This is a genomic window from Egibacter rhizosphaerae, from assembly GCF_004322855.1.
GTDB lineage: Bacteria > Actinomycetota > Nitriliruptoria > Euzebyales > Egibacteraceae > Egibacter > Egibacter rhizosphaerae.
In genome coordinates, this window is sequence record NZ_CP036402.1 from 1,208,364 (window position 1) to 1,231,904 (window position 23,541).

20 protein-coding genes are annotated in these 23,541 nt (G+C 72.8%); 5 read left to right on the plus strand and 15 right to left on the minus strand.

Annotation, left to right across the window (positions count from 1 at the left end):
• Positions 1 to 250 precede the first annotated feature (250 nt).
• A complete protein-coding gene (locus tag ER308_RS05670) occupies positions 251 to 637 on the plus strand; it encodes a hypothetical protein (protein WP_131154077.1) in 387 nt (128 codons plus the stop codon).
• A gap of 85 nt (positions 638 to 722) precedes the next feature.
• Here ER308_RS05670 and ER308_RS05675 read toward each other — a convergent pair whose 3' ends face one another.
• Complete coding sequence (locus tag ER308_RS05675) at positions 723 to 1,172, minus strand: class I SAM-dependent methyltransferase (RefSeq protein WP_131154078.1); 450 nt, start codon at positions 1,170 to 1,172, stop codon at positions 723 to 725.
• A 112-nt stretch (positions 1,173 to 1,284) separates the two neighbouring features.
• Positions 1,285 to 1,965, minus strand: coding sequence for a uracil-DNA glycosylase (locus ER308_RS05680; RefSeq protein ID WP_131154079.1), 681 nt, complete (start codon positions 1,963 to 1,965; stop codon positions 1,285 to 1,287).
• Between the two features lie 54 nt (positions 1,966 to 2,019).
• Between ER308_RS05680 and ER308_RS21395 the strand changes: the two genes are divergently transcribed.
• Positions 2,020 to 2,196: a DUF8066 domain-containing protein gene (locus tag ER308_RS21395; RefSeq protein WP_165491850.1), complete on the plus strand. Its 177-nt coding sequence runs from the start codon at positions 2,020 to 2,022 to the stop codon at positions 2,194 to 2,196.
• A complete protein-coding gene (locus ER308_RS05685; RefSeq protein ID WP_165491851.1) occupies positions 2,189 to 2,872 on the plus strand; it encodes a class I SAM-dependent methyltransferase in 684 nt (227 codons plus the stop codon). Before ER308_RS21395 ends, ER308_RS05685 begins: the two co-directional genes overlap by 8 nt.
• Positions 2,873 to 2,909: 37 nt before the next feature.
• Here the strand turns inward: ER308_RS05685 and ER308_RS05690 are convergent, their stop codons facing one another.
• Positions 2,910 to 4,421: a carboxyl transferase domain-containing protein gene (locus ER308_RS05690; protein WP_131154081.1), complete on the minus strand. Its 1,512-nt coding sequence runs from the start codon at positions 4,419 to 4,421 to the stop codon at positions 2,910 to 2,912.
• Positions 4,422 to 4,454: 33 nt separating this feature from the next.
• Positions 4,455 to 5,603, minus strand: a complete 1,149-nt coding sequence (locus ER308_RS05695; RefSeq protein ID WP_131154082.1) for a CaiB/BaiF CoA transferase family protein — start codon at positions 5,601 to 5,603, stop codon at positions 4,455 to 4,457.
• Positions 5,604 to 5,704: 101 nt separating this feature from the next.
• On the opposite strand from ER308_RS05695, the gene ER308_RS05700 reads away from it, so the two are divergent.
• Positions 5,705 to 6,400 carry a 2-phosphosulfolactate phosphatase gene (locus ER308_RS05700; protein ID WP_131154083.1) on the plus strand — a complete coding sequence of 232 codons (696 nt, stop codon included), beginning with the start codon at positions 5,705 to 5,707 and terminating at the stop codon, positions 6,398 to 6,400.
• A gap of 20 nt (positions 6,401 to 6,420) precedes the next feature.
• Here the strand turns inward: ER308_RS05700 and ER308_RS05705 are convergent, their stop codons facing one another.
• The 3 genes from ER308_RS05705 to ER308_RS05715 are packed head-to-tail and all read right to left on the minus strand — an operon-like array spanning position 6,421 to position 11,977.
• On the minus strand, positions 6,421 to 8,379 hold the full coding sequence (locus ER308_RS05705; protein WP_131154084.1) for a hydantoinase B/oxoprolinase family protein: 1,959 nt from the start codon (positions 8,377 to 8,379) through the stop codon (positions 6,421 to 6,423).
• The gene (locus ER308_RS05710; RefSeq protein ID WP_205745919.1) at positions 8,376 to 10,661 is read right to left on the minus strand and encodes a hydantoinase/oxoprolinase family protein; all 2,286 of its coding nucleotides are present in this window, start codon (positions 10,659 to 10,661) and stop codon (positions 8,376 to 8,378) included. The genes ER308_RS05705 and ER308_RS05710 overlap by 4 nt, the downstream gene beginning before the upstream one ends.
• Before the next feature lie 26 nt (positions 10,662 to 10,687).
• On the minus strand, positions 10,688 to 11,977 hold the full coding sequence (locus ER308_RS05715) for an amidase (RefSeq protein WP_131154085.1): 1,290 nt from the start codon (positions 11,975 to 11,977) through the stop codon (positions 10,688 to 10,690).
• A gap of 258 nt (positions 11,978 to 12,235) precedes the next feature.
• Here ER308_RS05715 and ER308_RS05720 point away from each other — a divergent pair, with 258 nt between their 5' ends.
• A complete protein-coding gene (locus ER308_RS05720) occupies positions 12,236 to 13,618 on the plus strand; it encodes a uracil-xanthine permease family protein (RefSeq protein WP_131154086.1) in 1,383 nt (460 codons plus the stop codon).
• A gap of 15 nt (positions 13,619 to 13,633) precedes the next feature.
• On the opposite strand, the gene ER308_RS05725 is transcribed toward ER308_RS05720, so the two are convergent.
• From ER308_RS05725 to ER308_RS05760, 8 genes are all read right to left on the minus strand, one after another.
• Entirely contained in the window at positions 13,634 to 14,290 is a 657-nt protein-coding gene (locus ER308_RS05725) for an SRPBCC family protein (RefSeq protein WP_131154087.1), read from the minus strand.
• Positions 14,287 to 16,701 (minus strand): aerobic carbon-monoxide dehydrogenase large subunit, encoded by a 2,415-nt coding sequence (gene cutA / locus ER308_RS05730; RefSeq protein ID WP_131154088.1) that lies wholly within the window; start codon positions 16,699 to 16,701, stop codon positions 14,287 to 14,289. The genes ER308_RS05725 and cutA overlap by 4 nt, the downstream gene beginning before the upstream one ends.
• The gene (locus ER308_RS05735; RefSeq protein WP_131154089.1) at positions 16,698 to 17,267 is read right to left on the minus strand and encodes a (2Fe-2S)-binding protein; all 570 of its coding nucleotides are present in this window, start codon (positions 17,265 to 17,267) and stop codon (positions 16,698 to 16,700) included. The genes cutA and ER308_RS05735 overlap by 4 nt, the downstream gene beginning before the upstream one ends.
• A gap of 58 nt (positions 17,268 to 17,325) precedes the next feature.
• Entirely contained in the window at positions 17,326 to 18,225 is a 900-nt protein-coding gene (locus ER308_RS05740) for an FAD binding domain-containing protein (RefSeq protein ID WP_131154090.1), read from the minus strand.
• Between the two features lie 154 nt (positions 18,226 to 18,379).
• The gene (locus ER308_RS05745) at positions 18,380 to 19,846 is read right to left on the minus strand and encodes a YlbE family protein (protein ID WP_131154091.1); all 1,467 of its coding nucleotides are present in this window, start codon (positions 19,844 to 19,846) and stop codon (positions 18,380 to 18,382) included.
• Positions 19,843 to 21,384 carry a hypothetical protein gene (locus tag ER308_RS05750; protein ID WP_205745920.1) on the minus strand — a complete coding sequence of 514 codons (1,542 nt, stop codon included), beginning with the start codon at positions 21,382 to 21,384 and terminating at the stop codon, positions 19,843 to 19,845. The genes ER308_RS05745 and ER308_RS05750 overlap by 4 nt, the downstream gene beginning before the upstream one ends.
• Positions 21,381 to 22,259 carry an oxamate carbamoyltransferase subunit AllH family protein gene (locus tag ER308_RS05755; RefSeq protein WP_131154092.1) on the minus strand — a complete coding sequence of 293 codons (879 nt, stop codon included), beginning with the start codon at positions 22,257 to 22,259 and terminating at the stop codon, positions 21,381 to 21,383. Before ER308_RS05755 ends, ER308_RS05750 begins: the two co-directional genes overlap by 4 nt.
• Before the next feature lie 55 nt (positions 22,260 to 22,314).
• Positions 22,315 to 23,274 (minus strand): carbamate kinase, encoded by a 960-nt coding sequence (locus ER308_RS05760; protein ID WP_131154093.1) that lies wholly within the window; start codon positions 23,272 to 23,274, stop codon positions 22,315 to 22,317.
• Between the last annotated feature and the right edge of the window lie 267 nt (positions 23,275 to 23,541).

Consider the following 23,541-nt stretch of genomic DNA (forward strand, 5'->3'; position numbering starts at 1 on the left):
GATCGCGGCACCGGCCTCCGCCGCACCCCCCGCGAGGGGCGGCACAGCGCGCGCACCCTACCGGATCGCCCTCGGCGACGGATCGAGCCACCCGGACCGGCTCGCACCATCGTGCAGGAACCGATCCCGGCGGGCGGTTCGGCCGCTCCGGTGCGGCACGGTAGGGTCCGGGGTGACCACTCGGGTACGACCCCGGCGGACCTGACACGCTCGACTCGACGGGGAAGACGGAGAAGGAGCGGCACGGACCGTGGCAGCAGAGGACCCTCCGACCGATGCGCCACCTCGAGGCGTGCGTCCCGTCGCGAGGACGGAGCCGGCGACGGCGCGCAGCGGGACCCCCAACGCGGAGGCCCAGGGGCCGTTGCGCACGTCGCTGCTGCTCACCGCGGTGCGCTGCATCCTCGCCTACGTCGTCATCCCGATCCTCGCGCCGCTCGTCGCCTGGGTGGACGCGCTGGCGACACCGGTCACCATCGCGATCTCATTGCTGGCGGCCGCGTTCGCCGGGAGGACCCTCGTGCGCGTCTGGCGCGCTCGCGCCTCCTACCGTTGGTTGTACACGGGCTTCGTCGTGGTGGTCTGGTTGACCCTGGCGGCGCTCCTGGCCGCCGACGTGCTGAGGCTCCAGGGCTGACCTCCGCGGGCCCAGCCGCTCAGTGCGCGAACCGATGGGCGACGCCCACGAGGTAGGGCACGGGCAGCGTGTACCCGTCCGTGCCCTAGTCCGGGGTCCAGGCCGTGGTGACGATCCGCCCGCCCGGCCGGCAGACCCGCACGAGCTCGGCCGCGGCCGCGTGCGCATCCGGCGCGAACATCACCCCGAAGGTGGAGAGCACGAGATCGAAGCTCGCGTCCGGGTAGGGGAGCTCCTGCGCCTCGCCCTCGTCCCATGCCACGCTGAGACCCCCGGCGGACGCCCGGTCGCGGGCAACCGCGAGGAGTTCCGGGGTGGGGTCGCAGGCGGTGACTCCCGCAGCGCCGGCGCGGGCCGCCGCGAGCGCGGCTTCGCCGGTGCCGCAGCCAACGTCGAGGACGGCCTGACCAGCCACGTCCAGCGAGGCCACGACGTCGCGGGGCGCCTGTGCCCAGCGGGCGCCGACTCGCTCGTAGTCGCCCAGCGACCAGACCTCCCGAGCGCGCGACGCGCGCTCGTGCTCGACACCCGCCATGACGGCTCCTGATCGCAGTTCCCGGAGCCGACAGCATACATGAGCACGACTTTCACATCCGGTTGTGGGGCCTGCGATGGCACGAGGCTTCGGTGTGCGCCGACAGAGGGGTTCACGTCCGACCGTCGGCCAACACACCCGCACGTGTCAGCACCGCCTCGAGCATGTCCGGGGTCAGCCTGCCCGTGAACGTGTTCTGCTGGCTGACGTGATAACTGCCGAGCAGCGTCACGTTCCCGAGCACGGCCTCGGCGCCGTGCCCGAACCTCGGCTTGGGCCGCGGCGGCGGATCGCCGAAGTGTCGGAGCGCCGCGTCCCACGCGAACCCGCCGAGCGCGACCACGACGCGGATGTCGAGCAGCGCGAGCTCGGCGTCCAGGAACGGGGCGCACCGATCGCGCTCCTCGGGCGCCGGCTTATTCTGCGGTGGGGCGCACTTGACCGGCGCGGTGATCCAGCAGCCGGTCAGTTCGAGCCCGTCGCCGCGGTGGGTCGAGGTGGGCTGGTTCGCGAACCCGGTGCGGTACAGGGCCGCGTAGAGCACGTCACCCGAGCGGTCCCCGGTGAACATGCGACCGGTGCGGTTCGCGCCGTGGGCGGCCGGGGCGAGGCCGAGCACGAGGACCCGCGCCTGCGGGTCCCCGAAGCCGGGCACGGGCTTTCCCCAGTAGTCCCACCCCGCGTACGCGGCACGCTTCTCCCTCGCCACCTGTTCCCGCCACGCCACCAACCGCGGGCACGCGCGGCAAGCGACGACCGCGGCGTCGATCTCGTCCAGGGTGGCAGCACGCATCGTGCGCAGTCTCGCACCCCGACCCCACCGCTGCGGACGAACGAGGGAGGCCCCATGTCCTTTCCGACGCTGCCCGAGCTCTTCTTCCTGCCCTTGGCCCTTCTGCCGACGCTCGTCGTGCCGGTCGCCGCGCTCGTCATCGTGCTCGTTCTGGGATTGCGGGCGGTCCGCGCCCTCGAGCGCATCGCCGACGCACACGAGCATCGAGGGTCGGGGCCCCGGGGTGGGTGACCGACTCCCGCTCGACACGCGGCCGGTCGAGGACTTCGTTCGCACAGCCCTTCCGACTCCCCCTGCGCGAGTGCTCGAGGTCGGCGCGGGGCTCGGGGACCTCGCGGTCGATCTGCGCACCGCAGGTCACGACGTGACCGCGACCGACCCCGACCCCGACCGAGGTCCGGACGTGCGCGCGGGCTCCCTGTACGACGTCGCGACGGACGAGGGACCCTTCGACGCCGTCGTGGCGAGCCGCGTGCTTCACCACCTCCCCGAGCTCGGCGGAGCGCTCGACCATCTGGCGCTGCTGCTCGCCGACGGTGGACGGCTGATCGTGAACGACTTCGCTCGCGAGGCGGTCGAGGGACGCGCCGCCGCGTGGATGGCCGCCTGGCTCACTCACCGCGACGCGTCCTGGCAGCCCGCGGACGCCGATGCCTGCCTCGCCGAGTTCCACGAGGGCCACGCAGGGATCCATTCGGGAGCCACGCTGCACGCCGCGCTCGCGGCCCGGTTCCACGTGATCGAGGCGACCCGAGCTCCCGTCCTCGCGCACGGCTATCTCGACCGGGATCCCGCCGCCGAGGACGACGAACGGCACCGCTGCCGGATGGGCACCCTCCCCGCGGTGGGCCGGCGCTGGGTCGCCGTACGAGCGACCGGGCAGGGCGGCGACGCCCCCGAGCGATGAGTGGGCCCGTGCCCGCAGCGCGGTCAGCGGTCGAGCGTCAGCGCGCGAGGGTGCGCCAGCGACGATCGCGGGCACGCAGCCGAGGCCCCGGGGGCTGGTCGAGCAGCGTCCGCAGCTCGCGTGCCGCGGTCGCGGCGACGCGGAGTCCGAACATCTCCCCCTCCTCGTCGCGGGACGGCCGATCGGGGATCACGACGTCGACGATGCCGTGGTGACGCAGGTCGGTGGAACTCGTCGCCTGGGTGCGTGCCAACTCGGGTGCCCGCTCGGTGGTGCGGTAGAGGATCGACGAGGCTCCCTCGGGGGCGATCGGACCGAGCCACGCGTGCTCGGCGGCCACGACACGGTCGGTGGGCAGGAACGCGATCGCGCCGCCGCCCGAGCCCTCGCCGAGCAGGAGGGAGAGCGTGGGCACCTCGACGGCGGCGAGGTCGGCGAGGCACCCCGCGATCTCGCCGGCGAGTCCCCCGCTCTCGTCCTCGGGTGTCATCGCCGCACCGGCGGTGTCGATCACGGTGACCACCGGCAACCCCAGCTCGGCCGCGAGGGCGAACGCGCGCCGAGCCTTGCGGTAACCGGCCGCTCCGAGCTGTGCGCCGCGCTCCCCCGGCGCCCGGTCGTGCGCGACCGCCACCACGCCGACCCCGCAGAGGCGCATCAGCGCGGTCACGCAGCCGGGATCGTCGTTGCCGGCACCGTCACCGCGCAGCGGGGTCACATCGGTGGCGCACACCGAGGCCAGCTCCCGGTAGCCCGGACGATCGAGCCGCCGCGAACGCTGCACGGCATCCCAGCCGTCCACCACGGCGTCCTCGGGGAGATCGAGGGGCTCGGCCCCGTAGTCGACAGGCTCACTGGGGTCCTGGGTCGCCGCGAGCACCCGGTCGACGCGATCGGCGAGGTCCTCCGGCGCGACGACGTCGTCGACGATCCCACGGTCCCGGAGGTGCTCGGCCCGGAGCACCTCGTCGGGAAACGGATCGCCGGTGACCTGCTCGATCACGCGCGGCCCGGTCAGGGCGATCAGCGCCCCAGGCTCGGCGAAGCGGACCTGCCCGAGTGCCCCCCACGAGGCGAGGACCCCGCCGGTCGTCGGATCGCGCAGATAGGTGAGATAGGTCAGCCCGGTCTGGCGGAACCGGCGCACCGCGGCGGCCACCGCACCCATCTGGACGAAGGCGACGCTGCCCTCCTGCATCCGCGTACCGCCGGAGATCGGCATCGCGAGGACCGGGGCTCGCAGGTTCGCGGCGCGCTCGAGGGCGCGAATCACCCGCTCGGCGGTGGCGACGCCCATCGTCCCGGCGAGGAACGCGAACTCCCCGGCGATCACGACGATCGTCCGGCCCCTCAGGCGCGCCTCCCCCGTGACGACGGCCTCGGTCGTGCCCGCGTGTCCGCGTGCCTGCTCGAGCCGATCGGGATAGGCGACCGTGTCGACGAACCCGAGCGGGTCGCCGCTCTCCACGTCGTCGTCCCAGGGCTCGAAGGACTCCTTGTCGACGGTCCGGGCGACGAGTTCGTCGGCCGGCGCCCGGTCACCCGCCATCGCGATCCCTCCCGGAATGCGTGCGCGTCATGGTCACCCGTCCGATCCCTCGTTGTGCTCACCGAGCAACGGTGGTGGTGCGGGCGCGCCACGAGGCGTGCGGCTCCAGTGCACCGGCGCGCCGGGTAGCTGCAGGTCCCCGAGGGTGGGATGGGCAACCTCGTCGATCAGGCCCAGGTGCGCAACCTGCGCCGAGGCGTAGACCTCGTCGAGGCCGGCGACCTTCCCGGCCGGAACCCCGGCCTCCTCGAGCCTCGCGACCCACCGCTTTACGGTGTCGGACGCCAGCGCCGGACCCATCGCTGCTTCGAGCTCCTCGATCCGCTCGACCCGGTCCCCGTTCGTCGCGAAGCGCGGGTCGTCCGGTTCCAGGCCCACGAGCGGGGCGAAACGCTTCCACAGCCCTTCGCTGCCCACGGCGATGTTGACCTGCCCGTCCGCGCAGTCGAACGCGCCGTACGGCTGGATCGACGGATGCCGGTTCCCTCCCGGTTGTGGAACCTCGCCGGCGAGGAGCCAACGGGTCCCCTGGAAGGTGTGGATCGCGACCATGCCACCGAGCAGGGAGGTCCGCACCCACTGGCCCCGGCCGGACCGTTCCCGTTCCACGAGCGCAGCGGTGACGCCGTAGGCCCCGAACATGCCGGCCAGGATGTCCGCGATCGGCACCCCGACCTTCGTCGGGGTCCCACCGACCGGACCGGTCAGGCTCATCAGGCCGCCCTCGCCCTGCAGGATCTGATCGAATCCGGAACGGTGACCGTGCGGCCCGCCCTCACCGAACCCGGTGATCGAGAGCCCCACGAGCCTCGGGTTGCGGGTCGCGAGCGACTCCTCGTCGAGGCCGAGCCGCTCCATCACGCCCGGCCGGAAGTTCTCCACGATCACGTCGGCGGCGTCGACCAGGCGGTGCAGCCACGCGATGTCGTCGGCGTCCTTGAGATCGAGCGTGACCGAGCGCTTGTTGCGGTTGACCGAGAGGAAGTAACCGGCCTGGCGCTCACCGTCACCCTCGGGCTCGAGGAACGGCGGACCCCACCCCCGGGTGTCGTCACCGCTGCCCGGCCGTTCGACCTTGGTGACCTCCGCACCCGCATCCGCGAGCATCAGCGTCGCGTACGGGCCCGCCATGGCTCGGGTCAGGTCGACGACACGGACCCCGTCAAGCGGTCCACCCGGCATCAGGCTCCTCCTCGGTCGATGGTGGCGGCACAGTCGGTGGGTCGGGGCGAACCGACGCCGGAGATGCGCGCACGGCGCCGATCAGGCAGGCTGCCGACCCCATGGAGATCGTTCATCGGACGCTCGCCGACGTCGATCGTGCGGAGGGGCTCGTGGTCGTGGTCGACGTGCTCCGAGCCTTCACGACCGGGGCGCTGGCGCTCGCGGCGGGAGCACGCGAGATCGTCTGCGTCGCGACCGTCGAGGAGGCACTCGCCGAGCGCGACCGGCGTCCGGGCAGCCTCGCGATGGGCGAGGTCGGCGGACGCCCCGTCGAGGGCCTCGACCTCGGCAACTCGCCTAGCGAGCTCGACCGCGCTCGCGACAGGATCGACCTGACCGACCGCACGATCGTGCAGCGGACGAGTGCCGGCACCCAGGGGGTGGTCGGGGCCGGACACGGTGCGGACGCCCTCTTCGCCGCCTCGTTCGTGTGCGCGGGTGCGACCCTCCGGGCCGTGCACGCGCTGGCACCCCGAGAAGTCACGTTCGTCGCGACCGGTGTGGACGATCGCGACGGTGACGAGGACCTCGCCTGCGCGGAGTACCTCGCGGCCGGCCTCTCGGGCGACGAACCCGATCCGGGGCCGTTCCTGGAGCGCGTCCGGGCCTCGGACGCTGCCCGCCCCTTCCTCCACGATCCCGACCCGGACTTCCCGGCCGCCGACGTGGCGATCGCGACGCGCCTCGACACGGTCGACACGGCGTTGTGGGCCGACCTCACCGGCGAACATCCGGTGCTGCGCCGCGCCGACTGAGTGGCGGCCGAGCGGCACGCTCACGGCCATTCGTCGAACGGGCTGTGCGTCGCGCCACCGGCCAGCTCCGCGTACCCCGGTCCACGGTCGAAGAAGGCGGCCCGATCCCGTTCCGCGCGCAGCGCGGCCCGACGTTGGACGGTCGCCGCCTCGTCGACCGTGGGTGGCGACTCCGTCGCGGGATCGGGCCGCTCACGCACGTTCGGGTTCGGAAGCCCGTCCGAGCCGGGCCCGTCGGCGAACACCACGCCATAGTCGGCATGAGCCGCGGCGCGACTGACCTTGCCCCACCACACGTCACGCGCCACCTCGGCGGGGTCGCGGTCGAGCGGATCGCCCCAGCCGCCGCCCCCGGTGGTCCGGATCCGGACGAGCTCGCCCGCCGGGATCGGATCATCGTCGGCGAGCGCGTCGAGCATGCGCTCGTTCGGTCCCCCGGGATCGGCCTCGACCGAGAACGGGCGGCCCGCCTGCCCGCCCTTCACCCCCCAGCACGAGAGGATCGAGCGATCGGCGATCGACATGAAGGACGCGTCGTGGAGCGGGCGGATCCACTTGTCGTAGCCGAGCCCGCCGCGGCGCTCCCCCGCACCGCCGGAGTCGCAGGCGAGGCCGAGCTTCTCCACCCGCAGCGGGAAGCGCGACTCGGTGAACTCGACCGGCAGGTTCCGGCTGTCGGGGACCACGTGGATCGTGTCCTCGCCGTCCGCGAAGGAGCGCCCACCCGAGCCGCCACCGAGCACCTCGCGCATGAGGTAGAACTCGCCGGCACCGTCGTAGCCGTAGAGGCCGGTGTAGCGGATCGTCTCCTGATCCGCCGGCATGTTCCCGTCGACGGCCTTCGCGATCGTGCCGGCCAGGACGCCGAGCAACCGCAGGATCACGAACGTCCGCGCGTTCGTCGGCGCCGGGAAGATCGGGGTCAGCAACGTACCCTTGTCCGGGAAGCGCATTTCGATGAGCGGCACCACGCCCTCATTGACGTCGAGCTCGGCCATGCGCTCGGGTGTGTCGGCGAGGTTGCGCAGGATCGGCGCCAGCCACTTCTTCAGGAAGTTGCCGTCGGCGTAGTCACCGGCGTGGTTGATCGGCCCCTTGGCCTGCGGGCTCGTCCCGGTGAAGTCGATCACCAGCTTGTCGGGCTCCTTGGTCAGCGTGATCCGTTGACCGTGGAGCTGCGGCGGGTCGACACCGTCGTGCTCGGCGTAGTCCTCCCACGTGTAGGTGCCGTCGGGGATCTTCGAGAGGATCTCCCGGCGGAACGTCTCGGTCGTGCGCTCGAGGATCGCGTCGAAGCACGCCTCGACCTGCGCGGTGCCGTAGCGCTCGAACAGGTCCGACAACCGCCTCGCCCCCATGAGGCAGGCCGAGCACTCGGCGTCGAGGTCACCCGCCAACGACTCGGGCATCCGCGTGTTGCGCGTCATGATCGTGAGCGCGGCCTCGTTGGGAACGCCCCGGTCCCACAGCTTGATCGGAGGGACCATGAGCCCCTCCTCGAACACGCTCCGCGCGTTCGAGGGCATCGATCCGGGCACGCGGCCACCGATGTCGTCGTGGTGGCCGAACGCCTGCACGAAGCAGACGACGTGCGGCTCACCGGTCTCGGGATCGGCAGCGAACACCGGAACGGTGACGCAGAGGTCGGGGAGGTGGCCGATCCCCCCTTCCGACTGATAGACGTCGTTGTGGAAGAACACGTCGCCCGGGCGCATGTCGCTCATCGGGAAGTCGCGGACGACCGGATGCACCAGGGCCGAGTAGCTCCGGCCGGTCAGCTTGCGCAGCTTGCGGTCGTGCAGACCGGCCCGGAAGTCGTGCGCGTCGCGGATCATCGGGCTCCGCGCGGTGCGGGCGATCGCCTCCTCGACCTCGGCCTCCACCGAGGCCAGCGTGCCCTCGACGATCTCCAGGACGATGGGATCGACGTCCTTGGGCTGGCGACCGGACCGTCCGTCGGGCGGCGTGGGCTGGCTCATCGGGCGTCCTTGGTGACCAGAAGGTTCGCGTGCTCGTCGACGCGGGCGGTGAAGCCCGGCAGCAGGGGGACGGTCGAGCCGAACTCCTCGACGACCGCGGGGCCGGGAACGATGTCACCGGCGCGCAGCGCCGTCCGGTCGTAGAGCGTCGCCTGTCGCCAGCCGTCGCCACCGGCGGCCTGACTCGTGTACATCGCCCGCTTGCCGGTGACCGCCGCCGACGGGTCGCCGTCGCCGGGTTCGGCGGCCGCCAGCGGCGGCGTCTCGATCGGACCGACCCCCGCGACACGCACGTTGACCCACTCGACGATCTTGTTCGGGTCGTGCCGGTAGCAGTAACCGTACAGCTGCTCGTGGGCGTCGTGGAACGCGGCGAGCACCCGCTCGGGGAACGCGTCGTCGACCGGCCCGGCAGGCGCGGGCACCCGCACCTCGTAGGCCTGTCCGAAGTAGCGCAGGTCCACCGAGCGGCGGTAGTCGTGCTCCTCGGCGCCGAAACCCTCGAGCTCGAGCGCCCGACCGGCGCCCCGCTCCAGTTCCGCGAAGCGCTCGGCGAGCTCGGCACGGCCGTCGGGCGTGTCGACCTCCGCGTGACGACGCACCCAGGTCTGGACGTCGTCGTTGCGCACGTCGACCGTCAGCAACCCGAACGCGGACAGGTTCCCGGGGTCGGGGGGCACGAGCGCCGCCCGAAGGCGCAACACGTCCACGAGGCGACAGGCCAACAGCGGCCCCGACCCCCCGAAGGCGCACATGACGAAGTCGCGAACGTCGTGGCCCCGCTTGATCGTGACCTGGCGGATCGCATTCGCCTGGTTCCACGCGGCGATCTCCAGCACACCGTCGGCGGCTCGCTCGAGGTCGAGGCCCTGCGCGTCGGTCGCACCGGCGAGGCTCGGACCCACCTGCGCGGCCAGACCCTCGATGCCGCGACGTGCGGCCTCGGCGTCCAGCTCGATCTCGCCCCCGAGCAACGCCGGCGGGATCCTCCCGAGCACGAGGTGGCAGTCGGTCACCGTCGGCTCGGTCCCGCCCTGCCCGTAGCAGAGCGGGCCCGGGTCCGCTCCGGCCGAGCGCGGCCCGACCTTGAGCCCTCCCTCGGGCGGGACCCACGCGATCGAGCCACCCCCCGTTCCCACCGTCTCGACGTCGACCATCGGGACCTTGGTCGGGAACCGACCCACCTGCCCCTCCGTCGTGATGCCGGGCTCGCCGTCGGTGACGACCGCGACGTCGGTCGAGGTGCCGCCACCGTCGAGCGTGAGCACGCGGTCGAACCCGGCACCGCGACTCACCACGCCGGCACCGAGCGCACCCGCCGCCGGACCGGAGAGGATCGTGGTGATCGGCTGCCGGCCGAGCTCCGTCGCACTCATCACGCCGCCGTTCGACTTCATCACGTAGAACGGGACCGATCGTGCGCTGCTGGTCAGCGTCTCGAGCCGGTCCGCGATCCCGGCGAGGTACGCGGTGACCCGCGGCTTGACGAACGCGTCGACGAGCGTCGTCATGCTGCGCTCGTACTCGCGGTACTCACGCAGCACCTCCGAGGAGAGCGAAACGTGACAGTCCGGGTGCTCCTCGAGCAGCACCTCCCGCGCCCGTTGCTCGTGAGCGCCGTTCGCGTAGGCATGGATGAAGCAGATCCCGACCGCGTCGACGCCACGGCGGGCGAAGGTCCGAGCCGCCTTGCGGATGTCGTCCTCGTCCAGCGGGCGTACCTCCGTCCCGGCGACGGCCAACCGCCCACCGACCTCACGGACGAGGTCGACCGGCACGATGCGGTCGGGCTTCACCCAGAAGTAGCTGTTGCCGTAGCCGTCGGGCACGCTCTGCCGGGCGATCTCCAGGACGTGGCGAAAGCCCTCGGTGGTGAGGAATCCGAGCCCCTCGAACTCCTCTGACAGCAGCGCGTTCGTCGCCACGGTCGTGCCGTGGCTGACCGCGCTGACCGCCTCCCCGCGCCCACCCCCACCAGCATCCTCGCCCCGCGGCCCACCCCCACCAGCATCGTCGCCCCGCGGCCCACCCCCACCAGCATCGTCGCCCCGCGGCCCACCCCCACCAGCATCGTCGCCCCGCGGCCCACCCCCACCAGGGCCGAGGAGGCCCAGGACCTTCTCGACGCCCGCGAGGAAGCCCTCACTCGGATCTGCCGGCGTGGAAGGGGTCTTCGTGGTCGTGATCGCGCCAGTGGTCTCGTCGACCGCGACCACGTCGGTGAAGGTCCCACCGGTGTCGATGCCGATGCGCACGAGACCGGTGGAGTCTGCTGATGCCACGGGGGCGGCTCCTGTGATGAGCGGGGTCAGCCGGCGTCCGAGAGATGACGGGCGACGAGGGCAGCGGCGCTCAGCGCATCGCGGTCATCGCCCGGCAAGGCCACGACCTGCACCCCGAGGGGGAGGCCGTGCTCACCCGCGAGACCGGGTACGGCGACCGCGGGGGTGCCGAGCAACGTCCACGGGCGGCACAACACGGGATCGCCGGTCGAGTCGGCCTTCGGAGGCTCGTTTACCACCGCCGGCACGAGCAACGCGTCGACGCCGTCGAACGCGGCAGGCAGTTCCTGCTGGCGCACCTGGTCGGCCCGCGCGAGCGCGGCCTCGTAGCGTCCCGCCGGGATGCGCTCACCGCGGTCCAGGTACTCGCCGAGCGTCTCCGAGAACTGGGACGCGTTCGCCCGGCGCAGCGCGCCGAGCTGGCGTGAGGCCTCCGCCGCCATGACGGTCTCCTGCACCTCGACGAGATCGCCGAGGCTGTCGGGCAGTTCGTGCGGCGTCGCGATCTCGGCGTGCTCGAGCGCTTCGAAAGCCTCGGCCAACCGCTCTCGAGCGCTCGGGGCCACGCGCTCCCACCACGGCGTTCGGGCGAGCCCCAGCCGCACCGGAACGTCAGCCGCAATGAAGCTCGCCTCGTCGCCCCCGAGAACCTGTCCGGCACAGGCGACATCCTCGACGTGAAGGCCGATCGGGCCAACGGTGTCCAGCGTCGGTCCGACCGGAAGCACGCCCTCCGTCGGCACGCGGTCGAAGGTCGGCTTGAAGCCGACCACCCCGCAGTAGGCCGCGGGGCGGACGATGGACCCAGCGGTCTGGGTGCCCAGGGCAAGCGGAACCATGCCGGCCGCCACGGCCGCCGCCGACCCACTCGACGATCCGCCCGGTGTGCGGCTGACGTCATGGGGGTTGCGGGTCGGCCCGGGATGGAAGAGGGCCACCTCGGTCGTGACCGTCTTGCCGAGAATCACCGCCCCGGCGGCCCGCAACCGCTGGACACAGGTCGCGTCCAGGTCGGGTTGCCGACCCTCCCACACACTGCTGCCGCGGGCCGTCGGAAGGTCGGCGGTGTCGATGATGTCCTTCACCCCGACCGGCACGCCGTGCAACGGGCCCCTGGCGGGCTCGACATCGCGCGCCCGCGCCTGCTCCAGCGCGTGGTCCGCATCCAGGTGGGCCCAGGCGCGCACCCGAGGCTCGCGTTGCTCAATCACGTCGAGGCATGCCCGCACGAGCTGCTCGGACGTCCGACGCCCCGTGCGCACGTCGTCAGCGGCGGCCACCGCCGAAGGGACGGCAGGTTCGGGGCCTGTGTCCATCGCAGCTCCCGTCGCCGTCACGCTCCATGCGGGGCGGGCACCGACCACGACCGCCGGGCCGTCGGCGCACCCGCCCCGGCTGGCAGCCTAACCTCCCCGCGCTGCGCACGTGTAGGCACGACCTACTGACGATCCCCCGTTCCGTCGAGCACACTCTGCCAGCAGCGTCCGTTCGATCTCCGGACCGGGGAGGCCCACGTCCACCGGCAGCCCCGGCCTTCCCCGACCGGTCCCAGGGATGCCGTGAGGAGGACGAAGATGGCCGAAACCACCGACCGTACGTTGACCGCCGCCTACGGCGTCGACGAACTCCCACCGTGGCGCCAGGCCGTTCCCATGGGCATACAGCACGTGCTCGTGATGTTCGCGAGCAACGTGACGCTTCCGCTGCTGGTCGCAAGCGCGATCGGGGCGACGACCGGGGAGACCACACTGCTCGTGCAACTCGCCATCTTCGTGGCGGGTGTGTGCACGCTGCTGCAGACGTTCGGCGTCGGCCCCGTCGGCGCACGCCTGCCGATCGTGCAGGGCACGAGCCTGGGGTTCACCGTCGTCGCGATTCCGTTGGCCGAGGAGTACGGGTTGGCGGCCGTGTTCGGCGGCGGGCTCGTCGCCGGGCTCGTGCAGGTGCTGCTGGGCACTTGCCTGCGCTGGCTCAAGCCGCTCTTCCCACCCTTGGTCACCGGTCTGGTCGTGCTGGTCATCGGCCTCAGCCTGCTGCCGACCGGCCTCGAGTTCGCCGCGGGGGGCGCCGACGCCCCGGACTTCGGAGCCGGGCAGAACTTCGCGCTCGCCGCCCTCGTCCTCGTGCTGATGATCGCCCTGAACCGCTACGGCCGGGGCTTCGTCAGCGCAGCGGCGATCCTGCTCGCCATCGCGGTGGGCTACCTCGTCTCGGTGCCCTTCGGGCTCGTCGAGGCACAACCGATCGCCGACGCCGAGTGGGTTGCCGCACCGATCCCGCTCGCCTTCGGGGTCTCGTTCCCGGTGGCAGCGATCGTCGGCATGGCCGTCATGGCGGTGGCCACGACGGTGGAGACCATCGGGGACATCGGGGGCGTGACCGCCGCGGGCGAGGGACGCGAACCGACCGCTCGCGAACTGTCCGGGGGCGTCCTGGCCGACGGTGTCGGCACCTCGTTCGCCGCGCTGTTCAGCGCGATGCCGAATACGAGCTATAGCCAGAACGTCGGGGTCGTCGGCCTCACCGGCGTGGTGTCACGCCACGTCGTGTCAATCGGCGCGGTCTTCCTCGTCGTCGCGGGACTCGTCCCGAAGCTCGGGGCGGTCATCTCCGAGATGCCCACGCCGGTGCTCGGTGGTGGCTTCCTCGCGATGGCGGGCATGGTCGCGGCCGCCGGTATCAAGCTGATGACCGCGGACGCCATGACGCGGCGCAACATGCTGATCATCGCCGTGGCGCTCGGGCTCGGGATCGGGTTGCTCAACGCCCCCGACGCGGTGGCAATGGCCCCCGAGACACTGCGCATCACGCTCGAGACCGGGATCGTGCCGGCCGCCGTCGCCGCGGTGCTGCTGAACGCGATCCTTCCACACGGCGAACGGGCCGCCGCGCCCCGGGGTGCGGACACCGAGGAGCGCGGTGGAGCGACCCGGCACACGGACGAGTCCCCCGAGTAGGGCGACCGCCCCGGCTCAGCGGGCCAGACGCCGCCCCACGAGCACGCCGGCGAGCGCGATCAGCGCGCCGAGCACGCCCGCCCCGAGCAGCCAGCGCGGGTCGCCGCCGGCAGCACCGGCCTTCGCCGGCGCGCGAAAGACCTGACCGGGCTGCACACCGGTGGCCTCCGTGGGCGCGCCCGCTGCGGCGGGCGCCGCCTCCGCCTCGGTGGGTGCGGGCTCGACCAGCGTCTCGCCGGCGAGGTAGCGGTCCACGGCCTCGAAGAACTGCTGGGCGTTGCGCTTGGCCACCCCGATGAGCACCCGCTGTCCGACGCCGGCGATGGTGCCGCCGACGATCGCGTCCGCGTCGTAGGACAGGCGGGTCGTCCCGGGGCCCGCTTCCTCGAGCGTGATCCGCGCCGACGCGTCGACCGTTCCGGGGCCGCCGGAACCCGAGGCCTTCAGCGTATAGGCCTCCGGCTCGACCTGGTCGGCCAGGGCGACCTCGCCCGTGTACGTCCCGGTAATCGAGGCCACGCCGACATCGAGGGTGATCTTGTAGACGCCGTCGCCCTGGGCGGTCAGCTCCCGACAGCCGGGCAGCGTGGCCGCGAGCACGTTGGGGTCCTGCAGTGCGTCCCAGACCTGCTGGCGCGACGCGTTCAGCGTGTGCGTGTCGGCAACCTTCATCGGGGGACTCCCTCGTCGGAGGCGGTCGGCGCGGTGCCCTGTCCGTCCGCCGCCGCGCCGGTGCGTGACAACTCCCAGATCTCGGGGGGCGAGAGCGGCATCCGGTCGACCTCCACGCCGATGGCGTCCTCGATCGCCGCGGCGAGCACCGCCGCGCCCGGGATCACCCCGGCCTCGCCGGCGCCCTTGATCCCGAGCGGGTTCAGGGGCGTCGGGGTCTCCAGGTGGTCGATCTCGATGCGCTGCGGCACCTCGGTCGCGTAGGGCATGAGGAAGTCCATGAACGACGCGTTCTGCAGCTGGCCGTACTCGTCGTAGGCCATCCGCTCGAAGAGCGCCCCCGCGACCCCCTGCGCGACCCCGCCGTGGATCTGTCCCTCCACGATCGTCGGGTTGATCAGGTACCCGCAGTCGTGCACCACGCCGTACCGCAGGATCTCAACGTCGCCGGTCTCGGGATCCACGGCGACGACGCACGCATGGAACCCGTTCGCGAACGTCGACTGCGTCGGACTGTAGTAGTCCTTGCCCTCCAACCCGGGCTCGTCTCCCTCCGCGACCGGAGGGCCTCCGTCGCCTTTCAGCGTGAACTGCGTCGCGGCCTGGGCCTCCTCGCTGAAGGAGTAGCGCAGCGGGTTGGACAACACCGCGACGTGTTTCAGCTCGATCTGCGCCTCGGGGCTCCCCTTCACCTGCACCACGCCGTCGACGATCTCGAGATCGTCGGGATTCGCCTCGAGCGCGTCGGCGGCGATCCGCAACGCCTTCTCACGCACCTTGCGCGTGGCCAGTGCGATCGCGTTGCCGCTCATCACCGCCGCGCGGGAGGCGAACGTGCCCACCGCGTAGCCGAACCGGCGCGTGTCGCCGGTGGTGACGTGCACGTCCTCGAACGGCACGCCGAGCTCGCTGGCGACGATCTGGGCGAAGACCGTCTGGTGGCCCTGTCCCTGGCTCGTGAGCCCGGTCGAGACCATCACCCGGCCGTTGGTCTCGACGTGCACGTGCCCGCCCTCGTACGGGCCCACGGCCGTGCCCTCGACGTAGCCGGCGAGGCCGACGCCGATGCGGCGGCCGTCGGGCGCCTCCTTCGACAGGTGCTCGTAGTCCACGAGGTCCAGCAGCTTCTGCAGGCTCGCGGGGAAGTCGCCCGAGTCGTAGATCGCCGGCTTGCCGTCCTGGAACATCAGCCCGAGGTCGTAGGGCATCTCGTCGGGCTGGATGAAGTTGGCGAACCGGACCTCGGCACGGTCCTTGCCGAGGCGGGTGGCGATCTTGTCGATCGTGCGCTCCATCGTGAACACGCCCTGCGGACGGCCGGCACCGCGGTACGGGGTGACCATCACGGTGTTCGTGTAGACGCTCGTGAACTCGACCCGGTAGGCGCCGAGCTTGTAGGGCCCCGGCAGCTGGGTCGAGGTGATGATCGGGACGATGATCCCGTAGGGCGTGTAGGCCCCGTTGTCGTGCAGGAACTCGACGTCGAGCCCCAGGATGCGCCCGTCCTCGTCGAAGCCCACCCGTACGTGGTGCACCTGGCCGCGCTCGTGCGCGCTCGACACGAAGTGCTCCCGGCGGTCCTCGACCCACTTCACCTCCCGCCCGAGGGTCTTCGCCGCCCACGGCACCAGCAGCTCCTCGGGGAACGGATGGACGATCTTGACCCCGAAGCCGCCGCCGACGTCCGGCGCGATCACCTCGACCTGCGCGTCCGCGAGCTCGAGCGCGTTCGCGACCGCGGCCCGCACGCTCGTGGACGTCTGCGTCGAGGAGTAGGCGCGCAGGCGTTGGTCGTCGGCGTCCCAGCGCGCGTAGACCCCCCGGCCCTCGAGCGGCATGGACGCGCTGCGCTCGATGTCGAGACGGAACTCCAGGGTGTGCGGCGCCCCGTCGATCGCGGCCGGCGCGTCGCCGACCTCCTGTACGAGGTGCGCGGCGACGTTGTCGGGGATCTCGTCGTGGACGGCGGTCTCCCCGCGCGCGGCCTCCTCGAGGTCGACGATCGGGTCGAGGAAGTCGTACGAGACCCGGATGCGCTCGGCGGCGTCCTCGGCCACGTACCGGTCGGTCGCGACGACCATGGCGATCGCCTCCCCGACGTGGTTCACCTCGCCGTTGGCGAGCGCGTACGCGGTCCGCGGCGCCCGCAACGCGGGATGCGGGATCAGCACCGGCAAGGGCTTGGCCATCTTCTCGGGCAAGTCCTCGTAGGTGTAGATCGCCACCAGCCCGTCGACGTCGAGCGCATCGGTCACGTCGATGTCGGTGATCCGCGCGTGGGCGTGGGGGCTGCGGACGAACGCGACGCCGAGGGCGTTCTGGCCGAGGTCGTCGACGTAACGCCCCTCGCCGCGGAGCAGCCGCGGATCCTCGCTCCGCGCGACCTTCTCGCCGAACAGCTTCGTCGTCATCGGCCGCTCCCCTCCGCCTTGCCGGGGTCCGCACGTAGGCCCGCCGAACGCACCGGCCGGTCCACCGCCGGGACCGGCTCCTCCGCCTCCGACACGAGCTCCGCGGCGCGGTGCACGGCTGCGACGATGTTCTGGTAGCCCGTGCACCGACAGAGGTTGCCCGCGATCCCCTCGCGAACCTCGTCCTCGTCCGGGTCGGGATTCTCGGCCAGCAGCCCGCACGTCGTCATCAGGAACCCCGGCGTGCAGAAACCGCACTGCAGTCCGTGGCAGTCCGCGAACGCCTGCTGCACCGGGTGCAGCGAGCCGTCGGCGGGGTTGAGGCCCTCGACGGTCGTGATCGCCGCGCCACGGGCCGCGACCGCGAAGGTGAGGCAGCTGCGGACCGGCTCCCCGTCGAGCAGCACGGTGCAGCAGCCGCACACGCCGTGCTCGCACCCCACGTGGGTGCCGGTCAGTCCGAGATCGTGGCGCAGGGCGTCGGACAGCAGCCGACGCGGGGGCAGCGTGACCTCGTGTGGCGCTCCGTTGACCATCAGCGTCACGTCGACCGTTGGCTCGCTCATGCGCTCCTCGCTCCTGTCGCCTGGGGAATGGCGCCCTGCGTTGCTGGGCCGTCCGCCACTACGCGGCCGCGGGCACACGATCGCGAGCGTGCGCCGAGGCCTGCGCGAGCGCCCGCGCGGTCAGCACGCTGGCGAGGTGCCGGCGGTACTCCGCCGGGGCGTGCAGGTCGGCCTCGGGCTCACAGGCCGCAGCGACCCGCTCCCCCGCCGCCGACCAGGCCTCGGGCGCGGTCGCTGGTTCCAGCGACCGGCCGGCGGCCGCATCGCCGACGTCGAGGACCAGCGGCGTGGGGTGCACGCTGATCGTCGCGATCCGAGCGGCAGCGACCTCACCGTCGGGGGCGTCGACGGTCGCCGCGATTCCGCAGAGCGCGTAGTCCCCGTGGCGGCGGGCGCGCTCCACGAACGCCGACCCCGTCGTGGCCGGAAGCGCCGCGAACTCCGCGTGTGTCACGAGCTCGCCGGGCGCGATGTCGGCCTCGAGCGGCCCGAGGAAGAAGTCCGACGCCGACACCCGGCGGGTCACGACCTCACCGCCGTCGCCCGCGCGGGCCAGTTCGACCACGCCGTCGCACAGCGCCAACACGGCGGTCAGCTCTCCGGCGGGGTCCGCGTGCGCCAGGCTGCCGACGACCGTCCCGCGGTTGCGGATCACCTCGTGGGCCACGTAGCCGAGGGCCTGCGGGAGCAGCGGGTTGGCCTCCCCCGCCTCCCGATGGCGCTCGAGGTCGCGGTGGCGCACCGCCGCGCCGACCCGGACCGTGTCCGAGGACACCTCCACGGCGCGCAGCTCCTCGATGCCGGTGACGTCGACGAGGGCCCGCGGGGCCGTGAGCCGCATGTTCAGCAGGGGGATCAGGCTCTGCCCCCCGGCGAGCACCTTCCCGCCCTCGCCGAGCCGTCGCACGGCCTCGGCCACGGTGTCCGGCGCGTGATATTCGAACGGCGGAGGCTTCATGCCGCGTTCCTTCCGTCGGTCCGCAGACTCGGCGTACGCACGCCGGGGTGCGTTGACCCACCGTCCCGCGACGTCGCTCCGTCGACGCAGCACCGCCCGCAGGGTAGCCGCCATCCGACTGGCGCACGCGTGGGCGCCACGTCGGGGACCGGGCTCACGGGGCTTCCCCCGGCGCGGCGCCAACACCCGCGAGCGGGTCGGTCACGGGGCTCTCGGCCCGCGCGGCCAGTTCCCGCACCGCGTCGGCGAAGCACGACAGTGGGGGCTCGACGAGGCCTGCCCCGACCTGGCCGGTGCCGGGCTCCTTGCCGGCGATGCCCGTGTTGACGGCGGGGACGATGCCCGTGCGGCACACCAACGTCGCGTCGATGCCCGTCGGGGTCCCGCGGAACCCGAGGATCGGGATCTGATATGCGGTCGACTCGGCGAGCGTGATCTCGTACATGCGGCGGGTGAAGCGCAGGGCGTCCGCGACCTCGCCGCCGACGAAGCGCACGATCGCCGGCGCGGCCGCCATCGCGAACCCGCCGATCCCGCAGCTCTCGGTGATCGTGGAGTCGCCGATGTCGGGATTGGCGTCCTCGGGCCCGTACTCCCCGAGGTAGAGCCCGTCGGGCACGCTGGCCGGCGCGGTGAACCACGTGTCACCGGTACCGGCGAGTTGCACCCCGAACTCGGTCCCGTTGCGGGCCATGGCCACGAGCATCGACGACCCGGCCAGGCCGCGGGCGCTGTCGGTCGCGGCCTTGGCAGCGGGCATCACCACGTTCAGGAAGAAGTGGTCGTTCGCGTTGATGAACCGGGTGACGGCCGCGATGTCCGCAACGGGCGCGTCGATCTCGATCAGATCGCTCACGAACTCGCGGAGGAACAGGCTCGTCCCGGCGCGGTGCCGGTTGTGCCCCTCGTCGCCCATCTGCAGCGCCTGCGCCAGGAGGGCGCGCACATCGATCGGCCCGGTGCGCTCGAGGGTGCGCGCGAGCAGCGGCCCGAGCACCCGCTCCATCCACTGCAACCGCTCGGTCACCTCGTCCCCGAACGCGCCGTAGCGCAGGACCTTGCCGAGGCCCTCGTTGAGGGTGCAGCGGGCGACGGTGCCGTGCTCCTCGTCGCGCAGGGTGAACACCGGCATCGAGGGCGCGACGATGCCGGCCATCGGACCGACCGCGCCGCGGTGGTGGGCGGGCTCCAGCGCGATCTCCCCGTTGGCGGCCATGCGCTCGGCGGCCTCGGGATCGTCCGCGACGCCCTCGTAGAGCAGCGCGCCGATGATCGCACCGCGCATCGGCCCGCTCGCGTGCGCCCAGTCGATGGGGGGTCCGGCGTGCAGCAGCGTCCGGTCGTCGAGGTCGAGGGCATCCCGTGCGGTCTCGATACCGACCAGGTGCGGCCGCGACGTGAGGAGCCGGCCCACGGCCTGCGCGTTCGCCTCGCTCAAGCGCGGATCTCCGGCGACCGTCGCCAGCGCCTCGGCGGTGCCGTCCACCGGCGGGCGCCATTGTGCCCGCAGGCTGGTGGCGCCCTGGCCGGCGAGCGCCGCGTCGAACCGCTCGGCACCGGCGGTCGCGACGGCCGGCGCTTCGTCGAGCAGGCCACCCAGCGGAGCGTGTGCGCGCGTCATCGGGTCTCTCCCAGCAGCTCGACTGCGGCGCGTGTCGCGGCCGCGTTGGACAGGTAGATGCTCGCCCCGGCGTCGACGAGCTCGGCGGCCTGGCGCGTGAGGTCCTGCGGGTCGTCGCGCGTGCCGATCAGCGACACGATCGCGGCGAACTGACCGCCGGCGTCACGGGCCGCGGTGCGCGCCTCGGCGATCGCCGGGCCGAGCTCGCTCGCCGGGTTCGGGTGCGCGACGTGGCCGAGCACCACATCGAGCAGGACGACCACGCGGTGGCCGGATCCCGCCTCCGCGTCCAGCCGGTCGATCCGGATCGTGTTGTCGATCATCGGGTGCGGACGGCCGGAGGTGAGGTCGTCCTCGCCGTAGTCCACCATCGCGTGGCCGGCGCCCTCGATCCCGTGCAGGGGCTCGTGCGGGTCGAGCGCCCAATCGTCCTCGAGCGGCACGTTCGAGCGGATCGGTCCGAGCCGCTCGGCCGCGATGGCCATGGACTCGTCGCAGAGCGTCCCTCCCGCGAACAGCCCGCGCAGCACCTCGTACCCCGACCCGACGGTGCGGTTCGGCGTCCACGTGCGTGGGGGCTGCGGGTCGTGCCCCAGCGTCGACAGCGCGGCCTCCGCGACCTCGGTGAGGTCCCGCTGACCGGGGCCCACGAGGCCGAGGACCACGGGGGTCGCGCACTGCTCCGCCGCCTCGCGGATGCGCTCGGCCACGGCCTTGTCCGGCGGCTTCGAGACGAGGACGATCACCTCGGTGGCCGGATCCGCGTCGAGCGCCTCGAGCGCCTGGATCGTCGCGATGCCGCCGACGTCGGCGGAGAGGTCGCGGCCACCGACCCCGAGCACGTGGCTGACGCCCACCCCGGCCGCGTCGAGCAGCGAACACACCTGTTGCGCGCCGGTCCCGCTCGCGGCGACCATCCCGACCGGACCGGGGCGCATCACGTTGGCGAAGCCGAGACCGACCCCGCCCACGATCGCGGTGCCACAGTCGGGGCCCATCACGAGCCGGTCGCGCTGCCGGGCCTCGGCCTTCAGCGCGATCTCCTGCTCCAACGGCACCCCGTCGCTGAACACCATCACGTTCGCGCCCGCGCGCAGGGCGTCCATCGCCTCCGTGAAGGCGTACTGGCCGGGGACGGTCACGAGCGCGAGCCCGGCACCGAGCGCTCGGGTGGCGCTGCCCAGGGTCCGCGGGGCCTCGCCGGTGTCGGCGAGCCCGTCGCTCCCGCCGCCGGCCGAGGCCTGCGTGAGCTGCGTGTCCACGGCCGTGCGGGCCGCGGCGAGATGATCGGCGTCGTCGGCCGCCAGCGCGACGACGAGGTCGTTCGGCCCGGCCTCGCCGGCGTCGAATCCCGCCTGCTCGAGCAGCTCGAGGTTGAGCGGGGTGGCCATCGCGATCAGCGCCGTGCGCACCCCGGGGCCTCGGGCCACCTCCTGGCTCACGACCATCAGGGTCACCGAGTCGTGGTAGGCCCCCGGGCGCACCTCCAGGTGGCGCACGACGTCGTCGCGCGCCTCGGATTCGGCTGCGGTCGTCACGGGAGCTCCTCTCGCAGGGGGTCGGGGACAGTGGGGTCATTGGCAGGGGGCGATCCGGGAGCATCCGACGCACCGAGCGGCGCGGGCGGCAGCACGAGCCGGGTCCCCAGGCGGATCCCGGCGAGCAGATCGCGACCGCTGGTCCCCCCGACGGCGGCGAGCCGCGCCATCGCCGCATCGATACCCCGTCCGCTGGCCAGTGCCACCAGGACACGCGCGGCGGGGGCCGAGGGCCGGCCGTCGGCCGCGTGCCCGAGCAACGCGGCGGACACGAGCGGGGTCCGGTCCACTGCCAGCTCGCGACAGGTCGTGGCCACCGCGTCGACCACCGGGAGGGTGTCGGCGCACCGTTCCGTCAGCGCGTCCGGCAACGTACATGCCGCGGCGAGCAGCCCCGCCAGCAGGTCGTCACCCGCCGGTGTCAGCCCGACCCCGGCGCCGATCAGCGCCTTCGCCGCGTCCGCGGCAGCGCCGGGCTCCCGGCGCCGGACCGCTTCCTCGAGCCGCTGCGCGGCGCCGTTGGAGCCCGCAGGCAGACCCGGAGCGCGGCTGGGTAGCGCGCGCGCAACAGCGGCCAGCGCGTTGCCCGTCGTGACCGGGAGCGAGGGCCGCGGCTCCCACCATCGCCGCACCACCACCTCGACCTCGCCGCAGGTGAGCCGCCCCGCTCCGACGACCACGGGCCCGCGACGGGCGATGGCGCGCAGTGGTGCGGGGTCGGCGACGACGACCGAGTTCGGCAGTGCCGCAGCCTCCCGGTCGACGAGTGCGATCACGTCGGCATCGACCGCGAGGTACGCCGCGTGATCGAACGCGGCCAGCGTCCTCGCCGCCCGCGCCGGGCCGTCGAGCAGCTCGGCGACCGCCGTGCTCACCGCGCCGCCACGACCGGTGACAGGCTGCGGCGGACGGGAGGCCGTCGCCACCTGGCTAGCCACGCTCCACCTGCGTGCCGGAGCTCCCCGCGGCCACGTCGGTGATGTCGTCCAGGTCACCGATCGCCGCCCAGGGCTCGACGACGGTCGACCCCTCGACGAACCGGGCACAGGCCTCGACCTTCGGCGCCATCGAGCCCGCTGCGAAGTGCCCGTCGGCCTGCAGCCCCCGCAGCTCACCGGCGGTCACCGAATCGAGCCAGCGCTCCTCGGGCGTCCCGAATCCGGTGGCCACGCCGGGGACGTCGGTGAGGATCAACAAGCGCTGCGCGCCCACCGCGTGCGCGAGCGGCACCGCCGCGAGGTCCTTGTCGATGACCGCCTCGACCCCGTGCAGCGAGCCGTCCTCGGAGCGCACCATCGGCACGCCACCGCCACCGTTGGCGATCGGGATGGCGCCACCCTCCAACACGAGGGCGAGGCTCTGACCGTCCAGGGGCTCGCGCGGCTCGGGGCTGGCCACGACCCGGCGCCAGCCCTTCTCGCCCTGGCGTGCCCAGTGCTCCCCGGTGGCCTGCACCTGGCGCTCGACCTCCTCGGGGTCGGTGAGGTAGCGGCCGACCGGCTTCGTCGGCGAGGCGAACGCGGGATCGTCCCGGTCGACCCGCACCCGGCTCACCAGCGGGATCACCGGAACGGGACGACCGCGCGCAGCCAGTTCGGCCTCCAGGGCGGTGCACATCGTGAAGCCGATCGTGGCCTGGGTCTGCGCCACGCACCAGTCGAGGGGCATGGGCGGCACGACGTCCTTCGCGAGATCGTTCTTGAGCAGGAGGTTGCCGACCTGGGGTCCGTTGCCGTGGGTCAGGACGATCTCGTGGCCCGTCTCGACGAGATCCGCGACCAGCCGCATCGCGGCGGTGATGTTGCGCGTCTGCTCGTCGGCCGTGCCACCGGAGCCCGCCGGTGCGATCGCGTTGCCCCCCAACGCGATGACCACCCGCGCGCCGCTCATACGGCTACCTCACGACCGCGCGCGGCGGGACGTCCTGCGCTCATGGCCCCTCCTTCGTCCCCGAGGCACCGTCCGGGCACGAGTACGACGGTCGACGCGGACTGTACGGAGCCACCACGTCCACCGGCATGGTCAGATTCTGCCGAAGATCGGCCCAGATGTTGGGCGATCCCTCCCCCTTGACCCGCGGCCGCCGACGCGGCAGCGCGGGAACCGGTGGTGGGCGGGCTCGTGGCCCGCCCACCATGCTGCCGGAGACCGTGGGGC